The organism is Streptomyces tateyamensis (genome assembly GCF_003205575.1).
Classification (GTDB): Bacteria; Actinomycetota; Actinomycetes; order Streptomycetales; family Streptomycetaceae; genus Kitasatospora; species Kitasatospora tateyamensis.
The window spans coordinates 86728-100581 of the sequence record NZ_PYBW01000022.1 but is presented as its reverse complement, the minus strand read 5'-3'; the positions used below and the strand labels follow the sequence as shown (position 1 = coordinate 100581).

At 72.6% G+C, this 13854-nt stretch carries 14 protein-coding genes, 1 pseudogene and 1 riboswitch; of the genes and pseudogenes, 11 read left to right on the top strand and 4 right to left on the bottom strand.

Annotated features, from left to right (window positions below; translation table 11 throughout):
• Positions 1-81 precede the first annotated feature (81 nt).
• Complete coding sequence (locus C7C46_RS06685; protein ID WP_110666733.1) at positions 82-1011, bottom strand: SIS domain-containing protein; 930 nt, start codon at positions 1009-1011, stop codon at positions 82-84.
• A 166-nt stretch (positions 1012-1177) separates the two neighbouring features.
• On the opposite strand from C7C46_RS06685, the gene C7C46_RS06680 reads away from it, so the two are divergent.
• The 4 genes from C7C46_RS06680 to otsB all read left to right on the top strand — a co-directional run bounded on the left by C7C46_RS06680 (position 1178) and on the right by otsB (position 4608).
• A complete protein-coding gene (locus C7C46_RS06680) occupies positions 1178-1972 on the top strand; it encodes a DeoR/GlpR family DNA-binding transcription regulator (protein ID WP_110666731.1) in 795 nt (264 codons plus the stop codon).
• A 198-nt stretch (positions 1973-2170) separates the two neighbouring features.
• A complete protein-coding gene (locus C7C46_RS06675) occupies positions 2171-3436 on the top strand; it encodes an extracellular solute-binding protein (protein ID WP_110666729.1) in 1266 nt (421 codons plus the stop codon).
• A gap of 53 nt (positions 3437-3489) precedes the next feature.
• Positions 3490-3717 carry a DUF3263 domain-containing protein gene (locus C7C46_RS06670; protein WP_110666727.1) on the top strand — a complete coding sequence of 76 codons (228 nt, stop codon included), beginning with the start codon at positions 3490-3492 and terminating at the stop codon, positions 3715-3717.
• 36 nt (positions 3718-3753) lie between these two features.
• Positions 3754-4608, top strand: coding sequence for a trehalose-phosphatase (otsB, locus tag C7C46_RS06665; RefSeq protein ID WP_110666725.1), 855 nt, complete (start codon positions 3754-3756; stop codon positions 4606-4608).
• Here the strand turns inward: otsB and C7C46_RS06660 are convergent.
• Both C7C46_RS06660 and C7C46_RS06655 read right to left on the bottom strand, forming a co-directional pair.
• A complete protein-coding gene (locus tag C7C46_RS06660) occupies positions 4584-6032 on the bottom strand; it encodes an alpha,alpha-trehalose-phosphate synthase (UDP-forming) (protein WP_110666723.1) in 1449 nt (482 codons plus the stop codon). The two genes, otsB and C7C46_RS06660, sit on opposite strands and share 25 nt — an antisense overlap.
• A 4-nt stretch (positions 6033-6036) precedes the next feature.
• Positions 6037-7053 carry a glucosyl-3-phosphoglycerate synthase gene (locus tag C7C46_RS06655; RefSeq protein ID WP_110666856.1) on the bottom strand — a complete coding sequence of 339 codons (1017 nt, stop codon included), beginning with the start codon at positions 7051-7053 and terminating at the stop codon, positions 6037-6039.
• A 163-nt stretch (positions 7054-7216) separates the two neighbouring features.
• Positions 7217-7348: riboswitch (SAM riboswitch) on the top strand.
• 17 nt (positions 7349-7365) lie between these two features.
• On the opposite strand from C7C46_RS06655, the gene thrC reads away from it, so the two are divergent.
• The 6 genes and pseudogenes from thrC to C7C46_RS35845 all read left to right on the top strand — a co-directional run bounded on the left by thrC (position 7366) and on the right by C7C46_RS35845 (position 12375).
• On the top strand, positions 7366-8640 hold the full coding sequence (gene thrC / locus C7C46_RS06650) for a threonine synthase (RefSeq protein ID WP_110666721.1): 1275 nt from the start codon (positions 7366-7368) through the stop codon (positions 8638-8640).
• A 38-nt stretch (positions 8641-8678) separates the two neighbouring features.
• The gene (locus C7C46_RS06645) at positions 8679-8957 is read left to right on the top strand and encodes a MoaD/ThiS family protein (protein WP_110666719.1); all 279 of its coding nucleotides are present in this window, start codon (positions 8679-8681) and stop codon (positions 8955-8957) included.
• A gap of 533 nt (positions 8958-9490) precedes the next feature.
• Complete coding sequence (locus tag C7C46_RS06640) at positions 9491-9694, top strand: cold-shock protein (protein ID WP_030289665.1); 204 nt, start codon at positions 9491-9493, stop codon at positions 9692-9694.
• Between the two features lie 313 nt (positions 9695-10007).
• Complete coding sequence (gene groL, locus C7C46_RS06635; protein WP_110666717.1) at positions 10008-11630, top strand: chaperonin GroEL; 1623 nt, start codon at positions 10008-10010, stop codon at positions 11628-11630.
• 97 nt (positions 11631-11727) lie between these two features.
• Entirely contained in the window at positions 11728-12081 is a 354-nt protein-coding gene (locus C7C46_RS35850; RefSeq protein ID WP_220040567.1) for a hypothetical protein, read from the top strand.
• Positions 12078-12375 (top strand): annotated as a pseudogene (locus C7C46_RS35845) (DUF4031 domain-containing protein). Before C7C46_RS35850 ends, C7C46_RS35845 begins: the two are co-directional and overlap by 4 nt.
• Before the next feature lie 28 nt (positions 12376-12403).
• Here the strand turns inward: C7C46_RS35845 and C7C46_RS06625 are convergent.
• A complete protein-coding gene (locus C7C46_RS06625) occupies positions 12404-13036 on the bottom strand; it encodes an HD domain-containing protein (protein WP_342775376.1) in 633 nt (210 codons plus the stop codon).
• A gap of 96 nt (positions 13037-13132) precedes the next feature.
• Here C7C46_RS06625 and C7C46_RS06620 point away from each other — a divergent pair, with 96 nt between their 5' ends.
• Positions 13133-13819, top strand: a complete 687-nt coding sequence (locus C7C46_RS06620; protein WP_110666715.1) for a copper homeostasis protein CutC — start codon at positions 13133-13135, stop codon at positions 13817-13819.
• The last annotated feature ends 35 nt before the right edge of the window (positions 13820-13854 follow it).

The window sequence follows — 13854 nt, the reverse complement described above, 5'->3', positions numbered from 1 at the left end:
GTTCGTATTGGTCTGATCCACGAAGGGTGAGTTTGGTCGCTCCGGGTGCTGGTGGTTCTCAGGGTGTCACTGCGTCCGGGGTCACAGCTGCACCGAGCGGGTCAGCGAGCGCGGGTTGTCCGCGTCCAGTCCGCGGGCGGCCGCGACCGCCACCGCGAGCCGGTGCACCCGGACCAGGTCGGCCAGCGGGTCCAGGCCGCCGTCCTGCGAACCGGCCACCAGCAGGCCGCCGGTGCGGGCGATGTCCTGGGCCAGGCCGTCCGGCAGGGCGCCGAACATCCAGGCGGCGCGGCCGGGCGAGGTGATCGCGATCGGGCCGTGCCGGTACTCCATCGCCGGGTAGGACTCGGTCCAGAAGCCCGCCGCCTCGCGCATCTTCAGGCCGGCCTCCTGGGCCAGGCCGTTGGTCCAACCGGCGCCCAGGAAGGTGATCTGGTCGGCCGTCACCACGCCCTCGGGCAGCGGCTCGGCCAGCGCCCGCTCGGCGTCGGCGGCCGCTTCGGCCACGGTGGCCACGCCGGCCGGCAGTGCGCCCTCGGCCTCCAGGTGGGCGCGGAGCAGGGCCAGCGCGGTGGTGGCGAACCGGGTCTGCACCACCGAGCGCTCGTCGGCGAAGTCCAGCACCACCACCTGGTCGGCGGCGGTCATCACCGGGGTGGCCGGGTCGCCGGTGAGGGAGGTGGTGGCCACCGTGCCGCGCAGCCGTTCCAGCAGGGCCAGCACCTCCGTGGTGGTGCCCGAGCGGGTGATCGTCAGCACCCGGTCGTAGCGCCGGGCGTAGGGGAACTCGGAGGCCGCGAAGGCGTCCGTCTCGCCGTGGCCGCCGGCCTCGCGCAGTGCCGCGTAGGCCTGCGCCATGAACCAGGAGGTGCCGCAGCCGACCACGGCCGCCCGTTCGCCGCGCTGCGGCAGGGCGGCGGCGGCTGAGCCGGCCAGGGCGGCGGCGCGGCGCCAGCAGTCCGGCTGGGTGGCCAGTTCCTCGGCGGTCAGTGAGCTGTCGGTCGCGGTCATGCCGGTGGCGCCCCTCTCGTCTCTGCTTGAAACTGATTGATTTATAGCTCTTTCGCGCATGATTGCGCAATCCCCTGGACCGGATCCAACTGACCCGGCCGCACTGCGGCGGGGCTGTGCGACGCTGTCTCGATACCTGCCGGTCGAGCGTGAGGGAAGGCGCTGCGTGTCCAGATACGAGCGGTGGAACGGACTTCTTGAACTCCTCGCCGAGCATGGCAAGTTGGAGGTCGAGGAGGCAGCCGCCGCGCTCGGCGTGTCGGCTGCCACGATCCGCCGGGACCTGGACCAGCTGGCCCGCCAGCAGATGGTCACCCGCACCCGTGGCGGCGCGGTGGCGCACAACGTCTCCTACGACCTGCCGCTGCGCTACAAGACCGCCCGCAACGCCGGTGCCAAGCAGCGGATCGGCCGGGCGGTGGCCGAGCTGATCGCCCCCGGCGAGGTGGTCGGGCTGAACGGCGGCACCACCACCACCGAGGTGGCGCGGGCGCTCGCGGTGCGACCCGAGCTGACCGAGCGGGCCGAGGCCGGGGCCGGCCAGCCGCTCACCGTGGTGACCAACGCGCTCAACATCGCCAACGAACTGACGGTCCGTCCGTCCGTGAAGATCGTGGTCACCGGCGGGGTGGCCCGCCCGCAGTCCTACGAGCTGATCGGCCCGCTGGCCGCCACCGTGCTGACCGAGCTGACCCTGGACGTCACCGTGCTCGGGGTGGACGCGCTGGACGTGGCGGCCGGCGCCACCGCGCACCACGAGGGCGAGGCCAGCGTCAACCGCCTGCTGGCCGAGCGGGCCCGCCGGGTGGTGGTGGCGGCCGACTCCTCCAAGCTCGGCCGGCGGGCCTTCGCCCGGATCTGCCCGCTGGACGGGATCGACGTGCTGGTCACCGACGAGGCGGTGGACGAGGACCTGGCCGCTTCCTTCGCCGAGTCGGGAATACAGGTCCTGACGGTCTGAGGAGCCCGCGGGGTCCGACGGCCTGAGCAGCCCGGGGGCCTGACGGTCCGACAGCCGGCCGAGACCGCCGTTGCGCATCGCGCAACGGCGGCGGGCACTTCGGTAACGGTCCGTCATCTTGGTGTAGACCAGTGGGCCGCGGGTTTGGCAACCTTCTCGCCACCTTCCCCTCACCCGCGCGCTAAGGCGGTCCGTTCCTTGAAGTCCCGGCTCAGTGCCGCCCTGGCGAGCAGCGCGCTGCTGCTCTCCGGCTGCGGCGTCCTCGGTATCGGCAGCGACGGCCCGGTCACCCTCAAGCTGGTGGCCGCCGACTACGGGGACAACCCCACCAACAGCTCCCAGCACTACTGGGACGACCTGGCCCGGCGGTTCCAGGCCGACCACCCCAAGATCAGGATCGACGTCCAGGTGATCAACTGGACCGACATCGACAAGCGGGTCGCCGAGATGGTCAAGAACGGCCACACCCCCGACCTGGTGCAGACCGGCGGCTACGCGGACCAGGTCGCGGCCGACCGGCTCTACGAGGCCAGCGAGGTGCTCTCGATGGACACCGAGGCCAATCTGCTGGACGCCTTCAGCCGGGCCGGGCAGGTGATGGGCACCCAGTACGGGATCCCGTTCGTCTCCTCCTCGCGGACCTTCTTCTACAACAAGGCGATCTTCGCCAAGGCCGGCATCGCCCAGCCGCCCGCCACCTGGTCCGAGCTGAAGGCGGACGCCGCACTGATCAAGGCCAAGGTCCCCGGGGTGATCCCGTACGGCCTGCCGCTGGGGCCCGAGGAGGCCCAGGCCGAGTCGATGATGTGGACGATGAGCGGCGGCGGCGGCCTGACCGACGACGCCGGCCTCTACACCCTGGACAGCCAGGCCAACGAGGACACCTTCGGCTGGCTCAAGGCCAACCTGGTCGACACCCGGCTGACCTACCCCGACCCGGGCACGGTCGGCCGGGCCACCGCTTTCGACGACTTCGCCAAGGGCAGGGTCGCGATGCTCAACGGCCACCCCGCGCTGGTCCAGAAGGCCACCGGCGGCCACATCGACTACGGCACCGCGCAGATCCCGCGCAAGGATCCGCAGGCCAAGAACCGCACCCTGGGCGTGGCCGACTGGATGCTGGCCTTCAAGGCCAACAACCACCGCAGCCAGATCCGGGAGTTCCTCAACTTCGCCTACACGAAGGAGAACACCCTCGCCTTCGACGAGCAGTACAACCTGCTCCCGGTCACCCAGGACACCCTGGAGGACATGACCAACAGCGGCAAGCACCCCGACCTCAAGCCCTTCCTGGACGCGCTGCCGGCCGCCAACTTCTACCCGCTGGGCGACCCGGCCTGGGACACCGTCAGCGGGAAGGTGAAGACCGACATCGGCAAGGCCGTCACCAGCGACCCGGCGCCGGTCCTGGGCGAACTGCAGCAGTTCGCCGAGGACGCCTCCAAGCGCCAGCGCGGCTTGTAGCCGCGGCGGGTGGCGCGGCTTGTCGCGGCGCCCGGCTCGCGGACAATGGCCGGGTGACGGAACTGACCGAACGCGAGCAGGCGGTGCTGGCCCTGGAGGCCCGGCCCTGGCGCACCCAGGGGGCCAAGGAGCAGGCGGTGCGCGAGCAGCTGGGCGTCTCGGCGACCCGCTACTACCAGCTGCTGAACGCCCTGCTGGACCGCCCCGAGGCGCTCGCCGCCCAGCCGGTGCTGGTCAACCGGCTGCGCCGGCTCCGCGCGGCGCGCCGCGCGGCGCGGTGAGTTAGCCGCCCCGGGGTCCTGGGTAGGTTGGCGGCCATGGGCATCGCGCTGGAACCGACCACCCCCGCAGGCCGAGCGGGCCTGGCGGCACTGCTGGCCGACCCGGCCGGCGCCGTGCTGGCCTTCGACTTCGACGGCACCCTGGCACCGATCGTCACCGACCCCGAGCAGGCCCGCGCCCACCCCGGCGCGGCGGCGGCCCTGGCCCGGCTGGCCCCGCTGACCGGCGGCCTGGCGGTGGTCACCGGCCGCCCGGCGCTCGGCGCGGTGCGGCTCGGCGGCTTCGCCGACCAGCCGGGCCTGGCCGACCTGGTGGTGCTCGGCCACTACGGCGCCGAGCGCTGGGAGGGCGCCACCGGCAAGCTGACCGCCCCGCCGCCGCCCGCCGGGGTGGCCGCGCTCCGCGCCGACCTGCCGGGCCTGCTGGCCGGGCTGGCGCTGCCGCCGGGCATCGCGGTCGAGGACAAGGAGCGCTCGCTGGCGGTGCACACCCGGCGCACCGACGACCCCGACGCGGTGCTCGAGCTGCTGCGCGCCCCGCTGGCGGAGCTGGCCGCCGCGCACGGCCTGGTGGTCGAGCCGGGCCGGATGGTGCTGGAGCTGCGCCCGCCCGGCGTGGACAAGGGGGCGGCGCTGACCGGACTGCTCGCCGAGCGCGGCGCCCGCGCGGTGCTCTACGCCGGCGACGACCTGGGCGACCTGGCCGCCTTCGCTGCCGTGGAGCGGCTGCGCGGGCAGGGCCTGCCCGGCCTGCTGGTGGCCAGCGGCCCGGTCACCGGCGAGCCGCCGGTGCGCGAGGTGGCCGAGCGGGCCGACCTGGTGGTGCCCGGGCCCGGCGGGGTGGTCGCGCTGCTGGAGGAGCTGGCTCAGGAGCTCAGCGCCGCCAGCTGATCCAGGAACCACTGCTGCGGCGGCAGCGCGGTGGCCGCCGCGGCCAGCCGCTTGGTCCGCTCGGTGCGCTCGTCCGCCGGCATGGTCAGCGCCCGGTGCAGCGCGTCGGCGGTGCCCAGCACGTCGTACGGGTTGATCCCGATCGCGTCCTCGGCCAGCTCCGCCCAGGCGCCCGCCTCCCGGGAGAGCACCAGCGCGCAGCCCGCCTCCGAGACCACCGGGACCTCCTTGGCCACCAGGTTCATCCCGTCCCGGATCGGGTTGACCAGCGCCACGTCGGCCAGCCGGTAGGCGGCCAGCGAACGGGCGAAGTCGTCCTCGACCTGGAGTATCAGCGGCTGCCAGTCGGCGGTGGCGAACTCGGCGTTGATCTCCTCGCTGATCCGGCGCACCGCCGCGGTGTAGTCGCGGTACTCCACCAGGTCCTGCCGGGACGGGTAGGCGAAGGCAACGTGCACCACCTTGCCCCGCCACTCGGGCCGGCTGCGCAGCAGGTGCCGGTAGGCGAGCAGGCCGCGCACGATGTTCTTGCTCAGCTCGGTGCGGTCCACCCGCACGATGGTGCGCCGGGGCCCGACCGCCGCGCGCAGCGCCGCCAGCCGCTCGTCCACGTCGGGGCGGTGCGCCCGCTCGCGCAGGAACTCGCCGTCCGCGCCCAGGCTGTGCACGCCGAGCCGGGTGGTGCGGCCCTGGTGGCGGACCGTCAGCCCGGTGCGGTCCACCTCGGCGTCCAGCACCTCGGCGCAGCACTCGGCGAAGGCCAGCGCCCAGCGGCGGGTGTGGAAGCCGGCCCGGTCGGCACCGAGCACGCCGGTGAGCACCGCGCGGGCCTGCTCCTCGGGCAGCAGCCGGAAGTAGTCCGCCGGGGCCCACGGGATGTGCAGGAAGTAGCTGATCCGCAGGTCCGGGCGCAGCTCCCGGAGCAGCTCGGGGACCAGGCTCAGGTGGTAGTCCTGCACCAGCACGGCGGCGCCCGGTGCGGCCTCGGCGGCCAGCGCCTCGGCGAAGGCCCGGTTGTAGGCGGTGAAGCCCTGCCAGCGCTGCGCGGCCTCGGCGTCGAAGGCCGGGGCGACGGGGGTGTTGTAGAGCTGGTGGTGCAGGAACCACAGGGTCGAGTTGGCCACCCCGTTGTAGGCCTGGTCGAAGACCTCCGGGTCCAGGTCCAGCATCCGCACGGCCTGCCCGCCGACGTCGAAGCCGCCGCGGTCCAGCCGGCCCTGCGGCGACTGCCGGGCCGCCTGCCGGTCCGCCTCGCTCAGCGCGGCGCAGACCCACACGGCGTTCGGGTCGTCGATCGCGGAGAGCCCCGAGACCAGCCCGCCGCCGCCGCGCTTGAGCGTCAGCGCACCGTCAGGGCCGCTGCTGAACGAGACCGGCCCCCGGTTGGAAGCCACCAGGATGCGCGCGCTCGTGAGATCGGCCATGTCCTCAACCTTGCCGGGGATCTCCGGTGGCAAACCCGGTACGGGAGGCCGAGTACTCGGGCACCTCGATCATCGGGGGCCGCTCGGTGGCCGACACCGCGTGGCTGTGGGCCCGGAAGCCGCCGGAGTCGGGGTCCCGGGAGAACTGGGTGAGCACCGGGCGGGCCAGGTCCTCGGCGGCCTTGAGGCGGTGGGTGCGGTCCAGCCGCTCCAGTGCGGTGCGATAGATGGTGGCGGCCATCCGGCCCAGCGCCTGGCTGTCCTGGTGGCGGTGGTGGCGCACCCCGACGTCCACCTGGGCCAGTGCGTCCAGCCCGACCAGCTCCAGCGCGTCCACCAGCAGGCCCAGTTCCACCCCGTAGCCGGTGGGGAAGTGCAGCCGCTCCAGCAGCGAGCGGCGGGCCGCGTACTCCCCGCCGAGCGGCTGCACGAAGCCGGCCAGCCGCGGCCAGTGCAGGTTGAGCAGCGGGCGGGCGACCAGCTCGGTCACCCGGCCGCCGCCGGCCGCCACCACCGCGCCGTCCGCCTCCAGCGGCCGGTCGTACATCGCCTTGACCAGCTGCAGCCCGGGGTCGGTGAGCAGCGGCCCGACGATCCCGGTGACGAAGGCCGGGTCGAACTCGCGCAGGTCGGCGTCGATGAAGCAGACGATCGAGCCGCGGGTCACCAGCAGCGAGCGCCACAGCACCTCGCCCTTGCCGGGCACCGGTGCCAGCCGCGGCAGCACCGCGTCCCGGTGCACCACCGCGGCCCCGGCCGCGGCCGCCGCCGCGGCGGTGCCGTCCGCCGAGCCGGAGTCGACCACCACCAGCTCGTCCACCAGCGGCACCTTCTCCATCAGCTCGCGCCGGACCACCTCGACGATCGCGCCCACCGTGGTCTCCTCGTCCAGCGCGGGCAGCACCACGCTGACCGTCCCGGCCGCGCCGGCCGCCCGCTTGGCGGCCAGCAGCCGTTCGACAGGCCACCGGTCCGCGGTCCAGGACCGGCGGCGCAGCCAGTCGGCGGCCTCGGGCAGCAGCGCGTCCCCAGGATCCACGGCGGCCAATGTCTCGCTCCTCGTTCGTCGCGTCTCGCACCTCGGACGGAAGGCCCCACCCTTCCGCCCTTCCGTTACAGTCTTCGTACTGCGTTCCGACCTTCGCACGGCGGGGTCGACCAGAGCGCGGACCACAACTTCACAGAGCTCATCCAGAGGGACTGAGGGAACGGCCCGTTGACGTCCCGGCAACCTTCCTACCGGCCTGTAGCAGGCCCCGGCAGGACAGGTGCCAATTCCGGCCTGTGGCGCGCCCGCGTCACGGGGAAGATGAGGAGAGAGGCCTCCGCCATCATGGCTACCGCTACCCCCGCCGAGCTGTCCGTCGACCTCGGCCCCGCCGCCCGGCTGTCCTGTCGCGAGTGCGGCACCACCTTCCCGCTCGGCCCGAGCTTCGCCTGCCTCGAGTGTTTCGGCCCGCTGGAGATCTCCTACGACTACAGCGGCTACCAGGCCGAGGAGCTGCGCAAGCGGATCGAGGCCGGTCCCGCCTCGATCTGGCGCTACGCCCCGCTGCTGCCGGTGCCGGCCGACGTGGCGGCCAAGCCGAACCTGAACCCGGGCTGGACCCCGCTGGTCAAGGCCGACAACCTGGGCCGCGAGCTGGGCTTCACCGCCCAGCTGCACATCAAGGACGACTCCGGCAACCCGACCCACTCGTTCAAGGACCGGGTGGTGGCCTGCGCGATCGAGGCGGCCCGGGTGTTCGGCTTCACCACCCTGTCCTGCTCCTCCACCGGCAACCTGGCCGGTGCGGTGGGCGCGGCGGCGGCCCGCGCGGGCCTGCGCTCCTGCGTCTTCATCCCGCACGACCTGGAGCAGCCCAAGGTGGTGATGGCCGGGGTGTACGGCGGCGAACTGGTCGGCATCGAGGGCAACTACGACGACGTGAACCGGTTCTGCTCGGAGCTGATCGGCGATCCGAGCGGCGAGGGCTGGGGCTTCGTCAACGTCAACCTGCGCCCGTACTACGGCGAGGGCTCCAAGACCCTGGCCTTCGAGATCTGCGAGCAGCTCGGCTGGCGGCTGCCGGAGCAGATCGTGATCCCGATCGCCTCGGGCTCCCAGCTCACCAAGATCGACAAGGGGCTGCAGGAGCTGATCAAGCTCGGCCTGGTGGAGGACCGCCCGTACAAGGTCTTCGGCGCCCAGGCCAGCGGCTGCTCGCCGGTGGCCACCGCCTTCAAGGCCGGCCAGGACGTGATCCGCCCGGTCAAGCCGGACACCATCGCCAAGTCGCTGGCGATCGGCAACCCGGCCGACGGCCCCTACGTGCTGGACATCGCCCGGCGCACCGGCGGCGCGGTGGAGGACGTCACCGACGCCGAGGTGGTCGAGGCGATCAAGCTGCTGGCCCGCACCGAGGGCATCTTCGCCGAGACGGCCGGCGGCGTGACCGTCGGCGTGCTCAAGAAGTTGGTCGAGAACGGAGTGCTGGACCCGTCGAAGGAGACCGTGGCGATCAACACCGGGGACGGGCTGAAGACCCTGGACGCGGTGGCCGACGCCGGTTTCTCCGCGACCATCCGGCCCACCCTGGACTCGTTCCGCGCCGCCGGCCTCGGCTGAGTCCGCCCGCAAGCCCCCACCCGAAGGAGTAACCCCGCATGACTGCCACCGTCCGCATTCCGACCATCCTGCGCCCCTACACCGACGGCGCGGCCGAGGTGAGTGCCGAGGGCGCCACCCTCGCCGAGGTGGTGGCCGACCTGGAGCAGAACTACACCGGCATCAGCGCCCGGATTCTGGACGACGCCGGCAAGCTGCGCCGTTTCGTCAACGTCTACGTGGACGACGACGACGTGCGCTTCGCCGAGGGCCTGGCCACCGAGCTCAAGGACGGCGCCAAGATCTCGATCATCCCGGCGGTGGCCGGGGGCTGCTGACGCGCCGTCAGCGGCTCGCGGGGCGCCGACCGGTCCGGCCGGACCGGTCGGCGCCCCGCGGTCGTGTCCGGGTCGGCGCCGGGCCGTGTCCGTGGCGTGTCCGCGGGGCCCTCCGACAGGGCATAGGGTGTCCTCGACCCACCGGGCCGGCTCTCGTCCGCCCGCTGAGACGTAGCTGCCGCTGTATCAGTGGAATCATGTCGGCGACTCGTCAGAAATATCTGGACAATTCGCGGTTTTCGTCCGCTATGTCCCCGATCATTTGTCATTCCGTGTCGCATTCCTCCCCGCTTTTCCCTTAGCGCCGCGGCCGAATTGGCAACCGGTGACCCTGTTGCACAGGGCGCTGATGCGGATACATTCAGCCGCGGTCGACGCATCTGCCCGCTCCAGGAAGCCGATTGGCACTCGGAGAGCGGGCCGCTGCGGACGCAGGGCCCTGCCCAGGGGGGTTTCCTCGGGCGGGTCCGCCAGACCCGGGCCCGCGACCTGCGGGCACGTGAAGGGCCAGCACAGCACTAGGGGAGATCGGAATGGCTCAGGGCACCGTCAAGTGGTTCAACGCGGAGAAGGGCTACGGCTTCATCGCGGTCGACGGTGGTGCGGACGTGTTCGTCCACTACAGCGCGATCCAGATGGACGGCTACCGCACCCTCGAGGAGGGCCAGCGGGTCGAGTTCGAGATCTCCCAGGGGCAGAAGGGCCCGCAGGCGGACATGGTCCGCGCGGCGGTCTGACCTTTCCGACCTCGGAGCCTCGGCTCTTCACCGAGCTGGTGGACCAAGCGCGGCAGGCCCGCACCCGGGTTCCCCGTCAGGGGAGCGGGGTGCGGGCCTGCCGCCGTTTCCGTGCCGGTCCTCGGGAGGAGCTTGCACTCGCCATGCCGGAGTGCTAATCATTGGCGTTAGCACTCACAGTGTGAGAGTGACAACGGACCGGGTCGGTGAGGCCCCCGGGAGCGGTAGGGGACAGGACCCCCGCACACCAGGGCCGTCCGTCGCGGGCACCCTCGGTCCGAGCAGTCGACAGTGTCCTGGAGGACCACTTCCGATGGCCAAGATCATCGCGTTTGACGAGGAAGCTCGCCGCGGCCTTGAGCGCGGCATGAACCAGCTTGCCGACGCCGTCAAGGTGACGCTGGGCCCCAAGGGCCGCAACGTCGTCCTTGAGAAGAAGTGGGGCGCCCCCACGATCACCAACGACGGTGTCTCGATCGCCAAGGAGATCGAGCTCGAGGACCCGTACGAGAAGATCGGTGCCGAGCTCGTCAAGGAGGTCGCCAAGAAGACCGACGACGTCGCGGGTGACGGCACCACCACCGCCACCGTGCTGGCCCAGGCCCTGGTTCGCGAGGGTCTGCGCAACGTCGCCGCCGGCGCCAACCCGATGGCCCTCAAGCGCGGCATCGAGAAGGCCGTCGCCGCCGTCTCCGACCAGCTGCTGGCCCAGGCCCGCAACGTCGAGACCAAGGAGCAGATCGCCGCGACCGCCTCGATCTCCGCCGCCGACACCCAGATCGGCGAGCTCATCGCCGAGGCGATGGACAAGGTCGGCAAGGAAGGCGTCATCACCGTCGAGGAGAGCAACACCTTCGGTCTGGAGCTCGAGCTCACCGAGGGCATGCGCTTCGACAAGGGCTACATCTCGGCCTACTTCGCCACCGACCTGGAGCGGATGGAGGCGTCGTTCGACGACCCGTACATCCTGATCGCCAACTCCAAGATCGGCTCGGTCAAGGACCTGCTCCCGCTGTTGGAGAAGGTCATGCAGTCCGGCAAGCCGCTGCTGATCATCGCCGAGGACGTCGAGGGCGAGGCCCTGTCGACCCTGGTGGTCAACAAGATCCGCGGCACCTTCAAGTCCGTCGCCGTCAAGGCCCCGGGCTTCGGCGACCGCCGCAAGGCCATGCTGGGCGACATCGCCATCCTGACCGGCGGCACCGTGATCTCCGAGGAGGTCGGCCTCAAGCTGGAGAACGCCGGTCTCGACCTGCTGGGCACCGCCCGCAAGGTGGTCATCACCAAGGACGAGACCACCATCGTCGACGGTGGCGGCGACAGCGAGCAGGTCGCCGGCCGGGTCAACCAGATCCGCGCCGAGATCGAGAACAGCGACTCGGACTACGACCGCGAGAAGCTCCAGGAGCGCCTCGCCAAGCTGGCCGGCGGCGTGGCCGTCATCAAGGCCGGCGCGGCGACCGAGGTCGAGCTCAAGGAGCGCAAGCACCGCATCGAGGACGCCGTGCGCAACGCCAAGGCGGCCGTCGAGGAGGGCATCGTCGCCGGCGGTGGCGTGGCCCTGCTGCAGGCCTCCGTCGCGTTCGACAAGCTCGAGCTCGAGGGCGACGAGGCCACCGGTGCCAACATCGTGAAGGTCGCGCTGGAGGCCCCGATCAAGCAGATCGCCACCAACGCCGGCCTTGAGGGCGGTGTCGTGGTGGAGAAGGTCCGCAACCTGCCCGCCGGCCACGGCCTGAACGCCGCGACCAACGAGTACGTCGACCTGGTCGCCGAGGGCATCATCGACCCGGCCAAGGTCACCCGCTCCGCGCTGCAGAACGCCGCCTCCATCGCGGCGCTGTTCCTGACCACCGAGGCCGTCATCGCCGACAAGCCGGAGAAGGCCGCCGCGGCCGCCGGCGGCGGCATGCCGGGCGGTGACATGGACTTCTGATCCTGATTCAGGATCGGGTGTTCTGAAAGGGCGGCCTCCTTCGGGAGGCCGCCCTTTCGCATGCCGGCCACGGCAGCGGATGCGGGACAATGGACGGATGGCCGACACCGAAACCGCCCTGCACGCCGCCCGCGCCCTGATCCTCGCCGACCTGGCCGCCCGGGACGTGGCGGACGCCGCCGTGGTCTCGCTGGTGGAGGAGGCGGTCGCGCAGCGCCGCTGGTGGGTCGAGCAGTGGCCGCAGGGCGCGGAGTTCGTGGTCGGGCTGGTCGCCCAGGACGTGCAGGACGCGCTGCTGGAGGGGTACGGGCGCTGGCCGCTCTGCGAGGCCTGCGCGGCGGGCGACGGGGAGTTGCACGCGCTGAGCGTGGAGCCGGAGCTGGGGCCCGACCCGCACTGGGTGTGCGGCAAGGAGGGCGTCGCGGTGGCACCCGTCGGGTCGCTGGCGTGATCCTGATCGACCCTCCCTCCTGGCCCGGCCACGGACGCCTCTGGTCGCACCTGGTCAGCGACGTGTCGTACCAGGAGCTGCACGCCTTCGCGGCCCGCCTCGGGGTGCCGGAGCGGGGCTTCGAGCGCGATCTCCCCCAGCCTTCGGCCGGGAGGTGCCCCCATCGACCTGCCGGAGAGCCGCTACCGCGACGCGCTGGCGGCCGGCGCGGTGCCGGTGGGCAGCAAGGAACTGGTCGCCCGGCTGACCGCGGCCGGCCTGCGGGTGCGCAAGGCCGGCTTTCGAGGGCGCTAGCTTTCGAGGGCGCTAGCTTTCGACGGCGCTAGCTTTCGAGCGAGCCGAGTTCGGCGGCCAGGTTGGTGCGGGCCCGCGCGGTGTAGCGGGCGGTGGCGGTGGGGGTGCGGTAGAGAGCGGGCAGCGCGAGCAGTTGGCGCAGGATCGCCGCCCGGCCCGCGCGGAAGTCCGGCTCCGGGACGAAGGCGTACTCCTCGCGCACCGCGGCCGCGTAGGCGGCGTACCGGTCCGGCTCGCCGCCCAGCACCGCCAGGTCCGCGTCGCACAGCACCTCGCCGTCCCGGTCGCCCGGCTCGGGGTGGTGGCTGACGGTCAGTCGGACCAGCCTGGCCACCTCGGCGATCCGCTGCTCGGCCAGCCCCGCCTCGCGCAGTGCGCGCACCGCCAGCTCGGCGCTGCGCTCCTCGTTCTCGCTGCGGTCCGGCTTGTAGACCGCATCGTGGAACCAGGCGGCCAGCCGCACGGTGTCGGGATCGGCGGCGTGCCCGGCCAGTTCGTCCACCCGGTCCAGCACCGCCGCCAGGTGCTCGGCGGTGTGGTAGCGGCGCTGCGGCTCGGCCCAGCGGCGCAGCAGTTCCCGCCCGGCCGGCTCGGGGTCGGTGGTGGCGCCGCAGCGGGTCAGCACCTGGTTCCAGCGGGCCAGCAACTCGTCGGTCGGCATGGGGCTCATTGTGGCCCACCCCCACGGGTGGGCAGCGGCCGCCTTTCGGGTGCGGGGGGCTCGCGGCGGGGAAGGATGTTGTGGCAGGGTAGCGATATGTCTAGACCAATCTTCGAAGTCATCGCGCTGACCGCGCAGGATGCCCGCGCCGCGCAGTCAGGTGGCGCCGACCGCCTCGAACTGGTCACGGACATGGCGGCCGACGGCCTGACCCCCGGGCGGGCCGAATTCGCCGCGATCCGGGCCGCGGTGGACCTGCCGCTGCGGGTGATGCTGCGGATCCGCGACGGCTTCGCGCCCGGCAGCCTGGACGAGCTGTGCGCCCTGGCCGGGCAGCTGCGGGCCGAGGGCGCCGAGGAGTTCGTCTTCGGCTTCCTGGACGCCGACGGCGCGGTGGACCTGCCTGCCGTCCAGGCGGTGGCCCAGGCGGTGGCCGGCTGCCGCTGGACCTTCCACCGGGCGATCGACCACAGCGCCGACCGGTCAGCGGTGCGCGCCGCGGTCGCCGACCTGCCGGGCCTGGACACCTTCCTCACCTCCGGCGCCGCGGCCGGAGTGGAGGCCGGACGGGCCGTGCTGGCGGGCGAGTTGGCCAAGGCCGGCGAGCCGGGCTACCGGCAGCGGATCCTGATCGGCGGCGGCCTGCGCGAGGAGCACCTGGGCGAGCTGCTCGCGGAGGGCTTCGACGCCTTCCACGTCGGCGGCGCGGTCCGGGCGGCCGGCTGGGACACCCCGGTGGACCCCGCCAAGGTGGCGCACTGGCGGGCGCTGATCGGGGGATGAGCCGGGCCCGCTGTGGGGGCGGGCCCGAACCGGGG